Raw genomic sequence first — 11,735 nt, forward strand, 5'->3', positions numbered from 1 at the left:
GGCGGCGTTTCAACGGCTCTAGACACCAATACATTGCTGCTAGCATCAAGGTAGCTAATGGTCACACGCAATACAAAGCCCACATCATTGCTGGTTGGGGTGTAAGCGCCATCAGTGGAGAGTGGCGTTAGGGTGCCATCCGCTTCGACCCGTGACCATTGGTGAGTACGAGAGTCATAACTGGTGCTCGCTGACGAAGTAAGCTGAGAATAAACATCATAAGACACATCTTGGATGGGAGCACTCAATGGCCCAAAGTCAATATTATAACTCAGACCGCTTTGTACGGCGGGTGAATTGTTGCTGTAAACGACTACTAGTGCTAGACCATCGCCAATATCTAAACGCAACCGATAGATTCGATTATCAGCTAACGAAATCAAAGGCTTAATGGAGTCATACGTCGCTTGGTCAAACCAGCTGGTGCCATTATTAGGGCTGTACTGCCAGGTATAACTAGCCTCAAAGTTGCCATTTTGCGCTAAGACCCCTTGCACAGCTTGTTCTACAGCGCTTTTATTCAATAAGGTGATTTCATCATCGACATGTAATGGTGTTTCATGACCTAACACCATATCAACCGCTAATTGATATTCTACATTCTCAGTCATGTTTGATTCAATTGGCACCATGACACCATTATCATCCACGGTGACTTGCAGCAGAATCGTTGCGCTCATGTCAGCCCAGGAGATCGTATAACTGTCTCCGTTCGCCCCATTGATCGGGGTGTACTGACCATTTCTATAGCGGTACCACTGAAACATTGTACCGGATGCTTGAAAGCGTGGCTCGGAAGTTAAACTAATGATGCTGTTCAAGGTAAGATCTCGAGTTGGCGAAATGACCGGACGACTCAAGTTGTTGGACGTTGCTCTTGGGAAGAGATAGGCGGTTAATGTTTGCGCCTCAATAGTCAGGCTATTTGAATCTGTCAAAATCGCTTCAACTCGGATGGTTTTGTCTTTGTCACCGCTCGTCACCAAAAACGTGTCTGCTGCGCCACACGCCTGCAACACTGAACTAGTATCTTCGTCGTAAAAACAATACTCAACATTTGGCGGCAATACTTCGTTGTCATCGCGCAGTGCGAGCTCAGGCACAATGGTCAAGTTCTCATAGACATATTGGCTATTGACATTTAACTGACTGGCCCAAGGTACTGTTGGACGTGTCGGTGCATCAGCGGCTTCGATAAATCCAATCGGAAGAATACTTTTCACACTTTGTCCAGAGTTGGGTTCGGTATATTCAGCTTGGATTAACAAATACTTCCCCACGCTTGACGGGGAGATGGTGTAGCTGTCCTCAACGGATAATGCGGTATGCTGAATTGGGTCATAATATTCACCGATATTATTCGCACTGTTTACCGTCCACCACACATAGTCGACACTGACCGACAAGGGCTGGTAGTTCAACTCAGCTAAAGTATGAATGCTTAACTCGTCACGCACACGATATGTCACATGCTTTGGAGAGAGCTGGTGATAAATCTTGAGTTGATTAATCGATAAGTCGGATTCGTTCGACCATTGAAATCCATCTGAGACTTCGTATTTCAGAACAATGGGTAAGGTCGCCGTATTGTCAAAATTTAGGCTCAAATCGGCTAAATCACTGACTAATATTTCATCGCCGTTGCTTACCGACGAACCATTAAGCGTCAATGTGCCTTGTGTCGGCAAGGAGGTGATGCGAACTTGGTACAAAGCATCGTTATCGGGATCACTAAAAGCAAAATCATTGGCGGAAAAAGCGTGCGGACTATCGATAAAAATCGAATGGTTGCTACTGGTTGGGGCGGTATTAGCAACATTTGTATTGAAGGCAAGCTGAACAGTATCACCGTGCTGAAAATCAATGGGTTCAAAAGCAACAGAATCTGCGCCTTGGTAGTGCCCCTCAATTTCTATGGGTACACTACCACGTTGGATAACTAGATAAGGCTTGGGATAGTTTAGTACAGACAGATCGAGCCCCGCAAGGGTAAAATCGTATTTGAGACTGACCTGTTTGATAGGGTCAGCAACACCAGAGACAGACTTAAAATCCACGAGCCACTTACGCTCAAGCACAGTGGTAACACTCGAACCAGCCGGCAGCGAAGGCGGAGAGCTCATGGTACTAATATCTATAGGGCTTGCAACATCAGCGCCATTGTGACCAACTATCAAGTACTCATCGCGGGCTATAAGGTCGTAATCACTCACTGAAGGGTTGTCTATTTCAAAGCTAACATCCATGTAACCCGATGATGTTTGACTTAGGAAGATGTCCTGACGACATGCAACCGAGTAGAGTGGGTCAAACCCTAGGATACGGGAACTATTTGTGAAACCCGTTCTAGACTGACCAAAGTTAAAGCTTGATTTTAGAGCTTTTCCTAGTTTCAAACTTAAATACTTATCAACTAAATAAGTTTCACATTCATTTAATTTTTTATCAAAAATCATCAGCGTTTGAAACGCCATATCACCGGTAGTACTGGTATTAAACTGTTGTTGCGCATTGAGACCATAGCTCTGAAACATGTCTGTTCCATTTATTGCCTGTCCGGTATGTTCGACAGCACCATCTCGTCTAAAATCCACAAGACAAAGTTCTTGTGTGCTGTTGTCAGGGTTAACTATACATTCTGCTTGAGCTCCAAACACCCGTGGCGAGAGTAAGTCGTCATTTATGGATTCTTGCTTATACAGAAAAAGCCAGTTATTGTGAACATCAGTATAGTGGAATGTCTGTTCTGTAACTGCACTGCCGGTTGTTTCAAAACGACTGATATAGGAGGAAGCTACAAATGAGCCAGAAATATTAGTGTTGAACACATTGCGTTTAGCCTTATTAGAGTTGCTGTTGCTAAGAATTTCCTTATTAACAGCAAAAGCATAAGCCAGTGAGTAATCTCCGCTCCAATGTTCGGATTGCACTAACTTGTGCCCCAATGCCGCAGCATCTGTTCTATCAAAATTTACTGCCGAAGCGCCTGAAAACTTGTTGTATGCGCTAATGTATGTTGGCTTACCGAAGGCCTTCGATGAAGGAGCCCCTAATCCACCTGTTACGCGAGAGTTTAAATCATAAAAATTAGCTCCGTTTACAGATTTATCTTGCCAGCAGGCAACAGAGTCACCATCATTTGCTGGCGTAGTGCAATTGGAGTCTGAAAATAGTGTTTGTTCATCCGTAGCATCTAGCCATACCTTCAAGTTTGAACGTAAATTCAACTCGTTTAACAACAGGTTCTCATAATACTGAGGGTCGTCATTCTGCTCAGGTAATAGAACTTGAGAGGTAGGAAATGTAAGGACTTTACTATGATTCTGCCCGGAATGGTTAAACGTAACTTCAACAGCATAAAAACCCGCCTGTTCAGCATCATTTACTTTGTACCCGCGATTAGTAGATTGTGAATTCAGCGTTACCTCACTAGCTAAAGACGTACTGGGTTGCCCGAAATCCTCATATTTATTAAACGCAAACCATTGGTAGGTTGGCGCACTAGCCACCACTGTTCCGTTAACTAGCAGTGATGCGTTGGTAATCTCAAGTGTTTTACCTGTTGGTGCATGAGTGTTACTCTGGTTGTGGGTTAAGGAAATATCAACATCGCTACCAGAGTCCCCTACATACCCCCCCGTTGGCTTCGTGTCATATTGATTCATTCCCGCGTTTACTCTCGCAAATACGGTATCGCCGGAGTGCAGCTGTCCACTTTGTATTGAATAAGTCCTTTGATTGCTTTGAAGCAAAGTTTCCTTCACGCCATCATAACTGTACCAATCGACCTGAGATTGACGATATCTAACCGTATCCGGTAATGAAAGTGATATGGTTGAACCTTGAGTTAAAGGAATTGGGTATTCAAGCTGTATAATAGTCCGAGATGCCACACTTTTAATCTCAGCAAACGTCCTTATACTAAAAGCCCTGACGTAGTTATTTATTGAGTCCACTTGATCTTGTGAAGTTAGATACGTTAAACCGATGTTATGATAGTCGCTTAGGGTTGGGATAGTGTTACGGGAAACAAAATGGTCGTAGATGGTGTAATACGAAACAACAGCTGCTCGAATATCATTAATGGAAGTTAAATTTAGCTCCTTCGATAATTCAGCTGCTTGGACAACGATCTTATCAACTTTTGACATCGTCGTTTTAAGAGCTCTGTAACTGTCAGTAGAAGGTATGAGGAAGTTAGAACCGTTAGCATAATTGAGCATAGCTTGATATTCTTTTAGGATGCTTTCCCCATACAGATGATAGAGATTCATTTTGTTATCAAAAGGGATAACTTGATCGTTGATATAATTTATATCACTATTAGTAACATCACCAGAAGCGACAAGTTTTGAATCAATATAATTTTGCAGAGTTGGCCTTTGTGCACCCGTAACTCCCTGTATCCAAGGATGTATGGCCTCGTATCCATTAACCATATCCTGCAAAAACTGCGTTTTTGTTGCATCGCTGCCATTTGATGGCCATATCGCATCAATTTGATGAACGAACCTTAAATGTCCATTTAATTCCACGACAATAGTGGTATCTGTTAGCGTTAAAGTTGCTTGATAGTCCGAAGCGGTGGGTGCTTTAGCACCTGGCACCGACATTACCCAATCGTTAATCACAGATAATGATGCAAGTGCGGGTTGTGAAAACGAGGTGATGCACAATAATATCAACCCACGAAATAGCATCATAATTCGTCGATGGATACTTACCGATAAATGGCCGCCTTTTAGTGCGTATTGTCGATATGAAAAATTATACATACTTCACCTTTGATATATTTCTCTGGTAAAATGATTCCCTCTTAAGGGAGTGACCATGAAGATAGCCATTAAATAATTAATACGAATCCTACTTTGGATTAATTATTTAATTGAAGCTTTTGCATTCTGTTTAGTGGACAGAGGTCAAACTTTAATTTCAGCGATATTCGTTATATTAAAGTGAATTTTTTAAGCTAACCTCATTATAAAATTAGATGATATTTTAAAAATAACCAATAAAAAAACTCAATTTGGGCAGAGTTGGTATAGCTAATTTAGTAGCTGCAGTGCAAGAATTTGTGCTTATCTGGATTTATTGAACGATGGATACACCATCTTACAAGTGCAGCAAACTGGTCGCTGGTCGCTGGTCGTCAGCGACTATGGTCATGGGGTACTGTCGTGGGATATTGGTAAATGATGGTGCAATGGCACAAAAACGAGCATCGAGAGGAAAAAAATAACCACTGTATAGAACAAAGATGATAAAATCTCTTTTCTATTTACATCAGACTAGCAAAGTACATTCGTACCCTTATCCTATCCTTATTTCATAAAAATAAATAATTTTCAATGTTCTACAGACTTTTTATTGTCTAAGTAGACTCTTTATCATATCTTCCGCATCACAATATTTTTTTTCATCAATTAAACGATCGATGTCATCCATTTTCTCTGATATCGTTTGGACTTTCTCATTGCTAGGGTCGAGCTTATAGATATATGTCATTATTTCTTTCACTTTTAAGTAGCAAATATCATTAGGATCAATGTGATTAATATGTGCCGAAACAATGGTTGGAAAACTTAGTAAAATAATAGTTAATATTTTGATTTTCATAAGTGCACCCACGATTAAAGTTACCTTAATTGTAGTCTAAAATACAATCCTGCAATACATTTCAACTCCAAAAAGCTACATTAACAACTTGATTAAGCCGTTTGGCTATAGATACAACATATCAGTATACGACCTGTCCGGTACCATAGCCTGTAGTGTCTGGCTCGCCATTATCAAGATAGCCATCATTGTCATCATCAGGGTCGAGACGATCAAAGATGCCATCGCCATCGGTGTCTTGATCAATACTCATGGCTTTTTCATAAGCGGCATTCAATTCGATAGCGGAAAGCGCATGGTTATAGGCAGCAAAACCATATATGCCTTCGTCGCCTTGTACCGACCCTTCCATAATACCAAGCGGCACACTGGTGTGGTTAAGTAATAACGCTTCGGTTAATTGCCCCACTTGCACGCCATTAACCCAAATTTCGCTGACACCACCACGTGCGATGTAGGCCAAATGCACAGGAGCGCCGTAAGGAGACGTAACCGACTGCCCAGATACGGCATTAAAAGTATAATCGCCACCACCGTATCGAGTTAAACCGAGTTGATTGGAGTTTCTCCACTGCTCAAACCGCAAACTCCAACCACTGGCATTATTACCCATTATCGCTAATGAATTATTCGGATCGGTTGGGAACTTCAATACGAATTCGTAAGACACCTCCCCTGCAAGGGCACTTAAATTCAACATGTGTTGTGAGTTTTGGTTAACAAAGGTATCGACCACCACTTCAGGCGGATTATTGGCCGCCGCAACATGCGAAGACCAAGCTGTAATATCCATACCATCGCCGCTTGATAGCGCCGTTTGCAAGGTTAACCAAATATCGGCAAACCCATCATTATTGGTATCAATCGAGAAGTCGATATCGCTGGCATCGTAAAGATCAAACCCTGCGGCTATTTCGATGTCATTGCTGACGCCATCGTTATCCGCATCGGGGTCAACACCATTTAAAATACCGTCACTGTCTACATCAGCAAGCGGACCATCATTGAGGTCGGTATCAACATTATCACCGATGCCATCGCCATCAACATCTGCCCATTCGGTGGCGTCTAATGGGAAGCGATCATTAATATCGTTCACACCGTCATTATCGTCATCAGGGTCAACCACATCGAAGAGCCCATCATTGTCTAAATCAAAATAGATGCTTAGCGCTTTGCGGTGAAGGAACTGGATTTCTTCAACCGGCAATGCGCGATTGTAGGCTGCAAACGCGTAAATACCATCATCACCCTGTATACTGCCTGAATTAATACCAAAAGGTGTATTCGCATCATTAATTAAAATCGCATTAGCACTGATCTCACCTACCTGCACACCATTAACCCATGCCTCTGTTTTACCATTTCGACCAATCACCACAAGGTGCACAGGGTCGCCATATGGGCTGGCAATCGATTCACCATTGACGGGAGCAAAAGTGTAATCCGCGGTACCAAATTTGGTTGCCCCCATATTGCCACTTCCTTGCTCAAAACGAATCGCCCAATGAGTATTAATACCTTCAGCATTATTTAGTAAACCTAAGAGTTCAAGGTTCCCTGAATTATCTTCGGCAAAGTGGGCAATAAATTCGTACGACACATCACCTGTAAAACTACTCAAATCAATATCTAATTGGCGCGGCGTATTGACGAATTCTGTGTGGGTAAATTCTGGTATATGCGTTAATTGACGTAATCCTAATTGCCAACTGTCAACGTTAATAGTTCCTTCGGCGGATAAGTTAGTTTGTAGTGCTGCAAAAATGTCAGGAACGCCGTCATTATTGTCATCGATACTGTAATCCACATCTGAAGGATCAAGTGGATCATAACCATTTTGAGTTTCTTGTATGTCAGTCAGGCCATCATTATCGGTATCACTGTGCGGATCGTTATCATCAACATCATAAATCCCCAGAACACCATCGTTGTCGGCATCATATTCGTTCGAGTCTAATGGATTGGTATTGGCGCTGATCTCTTCGCCATTGGTTACGCCATCATTGTCGGTATCCACATCTTTGCCATCGCTTGCATCATTCGGATTCAAACCAAACAGCATTTCATCGGCATCACGAATACCATCACTATCACTGTCTACGCCACCGTCACTCGCATCTATCGGATTGAGACCATTATCGGTTTCATAGCCATCACTCAAGCCATCCCCATCATAATCTGAGTTACGATCGAGTGGCGCACTGTCATCTATATCTGCAACACCATCGGCATCGTCGTCATAATCCATGTGATCAGGAATACCATCGCTGTCGGTGTCTACATCGCCATTCATTAACGGTGAATTCGGATCGTTGGCATCGCTATCAAGGAGTTGCTCGTAGTAATCGCCGTAGCCATCGTTATCACTGTCAATCGTCGGATCGCCATTGAGGCTGATGGTAAAGCGTTGTAATTTGCCATTGGCACTGCTGTAACCATAAGCGGTGCCATTTTCAACCCGCAGTTCATCTGAGCGGCCAAAGATGATGTCTTGGCGCATACGGGTGAGTGGCACAAGCACTTGCAATTCTTTATTTACCATCATGTAGGCGCTGTAGTCATAGCCACCATAGTTATGAATTTCCATCAAGAGCAAGATGACATCATCGGCAAGTTTCAATGGCTTCACACGACTCACATTCTCTTGAATATCGGTAAAATCTGTTATCCATAACACATTACGGTTGGTGACTTTGGTATAGAAACTGTAAAAACCATAGTAGCTCATCTCCTCATACTCACCAAAGCTTAAGTATTTATTTTCATTGACATTTTTACCCGTTGACACCACGGCGATATTACGTGACTTGTTGTGCGCTCGACCGGTTTCATGATTGTGAAGACCACGCTCACTGGTCATGAAACTAATGAAACGGTCGTCCATTTCAACCACACCACCTGGCTCTGAGTAGGTATAGGTATCATTTGACCATTTGTAATACGTCGTCGTTGGCGTGGAAATTTCGGTATATTCATCAACTAAGTTGCCCAAACGATTCGTCGCGATTTTGCCATGTTCTGCTTTTACACGAAGTATCTTTTGCGAATACATCTCATTTTCATTCCATTGAATGATATCAAAGCCTCGAGGAGCACCATCTCCAAGAACGGTTGAAATAAAGTTGCCTTGGCTATCCACCGTTAACATTCCACCTAATTGGTGACCCGCGATCTGCCCCCAGATTTTGGTCACTTCGAGGTTGTTCGCATCGAAAGTCGCAGCCCAACCACCTTGGTGGTTTAATCCATCGCTAGTACGGAGATAAGTACGCACAAGATTAATGCCGATAGTATCGCCAGACCACGCCAATTTGCTTGGGTAGTAGCCTGCTTTCCAAATATTCAACGCCCCTGTACCGGTATCGCTGGTATTCAGCACTTTTTCAACGACGGTTGTTTGGCTCGTTAAATTGTATCGAACCAAACGGGCTGTCGTTGGGGTAACTCCGCCGGTCGCACCGCCAGTGGCGGCTAAACCATACACAATATCGTCACTACCATTACTCGCCGCTGACAATAGGTTCTCATTAGCGCCATTTGGCAAACTGATGGTGCGGTTGTGTGTACTATCGGCGTTAAATTCGCTGTAATACAGCGCCATCGTCGTTTGATCTTGCCACACTACGCCATCTTTGGTGCCATTACTCACTGCTGAGTACGCCACTTTTGGCATGTAGTTCGACGAATGGTGATTCAAGTGGAAGTTGTAGTCTTCGTATGGCACATACATATCTTCACTTCGCGTATGCGCTTCAGTTGTGATGCGCACCACTGGCGAGGTGTATTCCGTACGTTCATGTGTTGCTGAGATAGTCGTGGTACCTAAGCGTTCCCCTGTTGCAAGATTATTCCACACGGTTGGCTCTGCGTCATTTGGATCAAGAATGCCGTCATGGTCGGTATCAAAACTGCTGCTATCCGTCGGATCGGAGCCGTCTTGGTATTCCACTAAGTTGGTGAAGCCATCACCGTCCAAATCGCCCATTTCATTGTCTGCCGTGAGCGGATCTAATCCAAAGGTGGTTTCAAAGCCATCACCCATGCCATCGCCATCCGTGTCTGACGTCATACTGTAACTATTAATATCCACACTATCTGGCACACCATCATTGTCCATGTCGGTGTCAATACCGTCTTCCTGACCATCGTTATCAAGATCACTGTGTGCCAAATCAAAATCAATGGTGAACGGATACATCGAGACATCGTCTCCGCCTGCGGCAACAAAACGGAGTTTCACCACACCTGATTGATAACGCGCCCCTGTTGGCAATGCCGCAAAGCTGGTGCTATCTAATGAGATCTGGAAATAATTGACCGTATCAAAATTCGGCGATGGCTCGCCAGGGATGGTGACATAGTGCATCGCTGTTTGAATTTGATTGTAAATACGATGCCCTTTTAATGTCACAGGATAGACATTGCCCACGGCATCTTTAAGCTCCACGGTGAAACCAGTTTCAATTTCAGCCTCTTCCCACCAATTGGGGTTTTCTAAAACACTTGGACCCGTTAAACCTGAACCAGGTAACATCGCAACCGCTTGGTATTCACTACCGGTGTAATGATTGGTGTAATCAAAAGATAAGCGGTTATCATGCGTGAGGTTCTCGACTGGATAGATTTCCGCTGTTGTGGTTTGCGGAGGAATCGCCGTCACTGGATTGCCATCGGCATCAATGAATTCCATTTCTGCCGCGTGCAGGCCAAGGCTTAATCCTGTTAAGACAACGCTTGAGGCTGTCGTTGTCACCCATTCACCACCATCTAGACGATAACGCCAAGCATCAAAGTTGATGCGGGTAGAGAAAGATAAACGGGTATCGTCATTGTTGAGCTGGGTGAAGCTAAAGTTAGAAATCAGCTCACCGTAGAGATCTAAATCTTCTGGCACCGCCATGAGGTTCAATGCCGTGGTGCGCTCACTCACATCTTGATTGATGAACAACCAGTTATCATCTGGAATGTCATCGACTTCAACGGTTTGTAATTTGGTCGCAACCCAATCACTGCCATTTAAGGTCACCTCATAAATGTCGTACTTCACATCACGCGGCAAACGCAGCATTGGGTAGGTTTCATTTAAAAGGAATCCAGTAGGTGCCACTTGAGAGGGGCCAATTTGATACAAAGGTATCGCGGTATTGAACTGATAACTGATCCCTTCGCTAACGGTATATTGGGTGGCGCTGTAAGCGGCATTGGCATAGCTACAGCCGTAGGCGACATCATGATATACAAGTGCGATATTGCCGACCGTTTGGGTTGGCGCGGCGCTGTCAGGGCATCCATCACTGCTGTCTGTGGTATAAGGGATAGGGAGACCATCGACGATACCAGAGAGAACACCGGAATTAAGCGTGACATAGAGTTCGTTTTCATCCGCTGTGCCATTGCCATCCAAATCGGTATCTAAACCATTTAAGATGCCATCGTTGTCTGTATCTATTTGACCTAGGTAAATCGGATGATTGGCATCGCTCGGGTCGCTAAATTGCGCTAGCTCGACACTGTCTTCAATGCCATCACCGTCGGCATCAGTCGAATTATCGAAATTGACATTGGTTAACAAGGTTTGCACTTCATCTGGGGTGTTCCACACATTACTTGCCAATGCCGCTTGGTATTCAGCGATCAAACTCGCTGCCAAATATTGTGCTGGCAACAAGGTTTGGATTTGTTCAATCGTGATATTCGCGTTTGGTGTGTTTTGTAGAGCAACAAAGGCAGTAGCACTCACATTGACGTCCGCTATCAAGCTTTCCAAGCCAGCCAAGCTAGAGACTGCATTATTGGCGAGTTCACTGCGGTATAAACTCAACGTTGTCGCATCCGTTGACAGTGCAGTGAGTCCCATAAAATCGGCAAACAAATCGGCATCAGCAATCGACGTATTAGCCACTCGTACTGTTAGGTTATCAATGGCAAGCGGATTGACTACATCCGCCACGTCAACACTTTGTACCGTTGAGTAACGTACGCCGCCTTTTTCCACCATCCAACTAATGCTATTGCTCGCATTTCTATCGACTGGCAAGAGCATCATCATGGTCAAGCTCGAATCACTGCCTTGGTAACTCACATTAACATTCACTGTGTCGCCATTAATGCTAGCG

Annotated in this window: 4 protein-coding genes; 1 reads left to right on the top strand and 3 read right to left on the bottom strand. The window is 43.9% G+C overall.

Features of this window, described 5'->3' with window-relative positions; all coding sequences use genetic code 11:
• Nucleotides 1-4,775, bottom strand: a 4,775-nt coding sequence (locus F8B77_RS16920) for a hypothetical protein (RefSeq protein ID WP_151656819.1), incomplete at its 3' end; no start/stop codon positions are given.
• A 323-nt stretch (nucleotides 4,776-5,098) separates the two neighbouring features.
• Between F8B77_RS16920 and F8B77_RS17565 the strand changes: the two genes are divergently transcribed.
• Nucleotides 5,099-5,239, top strand: coding sequence for a hypothetical protein (locus tag F8B77_RS17565; protein WP_167512853.1), 141 nt, complete (start codon nucleotides 5,099-5,101; stop codon nucleotides 5,237-5,239).
• 125 nt (nucleotides 5,240-5,364) lie between these two features.
• Here F8B77_RS17565 and F8B77_RS16925 read toward each other — a convergent pair whose 3' ends face one another.
• Together F8B77_RS16925 and F8B77_RS16930 are read right to left on the bottom strand one after the other, a co-directional pair.
• The gene (locus tag F8B77_RS16925) at nucleotides 5,365-5,616 is read right to left on the bottom strand and encodes a hypothetical protein (RefSeq protein WP_151656821.1); all 252 of its coding nucleotides are present in this window, start codon (nucleotides 5,614-5,616) and stop codon (nucleotides 5,365-5,367) included.
• A 121-nt stretch (nucleotides 5,617-5,737) separates the two neighbouring features.
• Complete coding sequence (locus F8B77_RS16930; protein WP_151656823.1) at nucleotides 5,738-11,713, bottom strand: hypothetical protein; 5,976 nt, start codon at nucleotides 11,711-11,713, stop codon at nucleotides 5,738-5,740.
• Nucleotides 11,714-11,735 lie beyond the last annotated feature (22 nt).

It is taken from the genome of Aliivibrio finisterrensis, assembly GCF_008933155.1.
GTDB lineage: Bacteria > Pseudomonadota > Gammaproteobacteria > Enterobacterales > Vibrionaceae > Aliivibrio > Aliivibrio finisterrensis.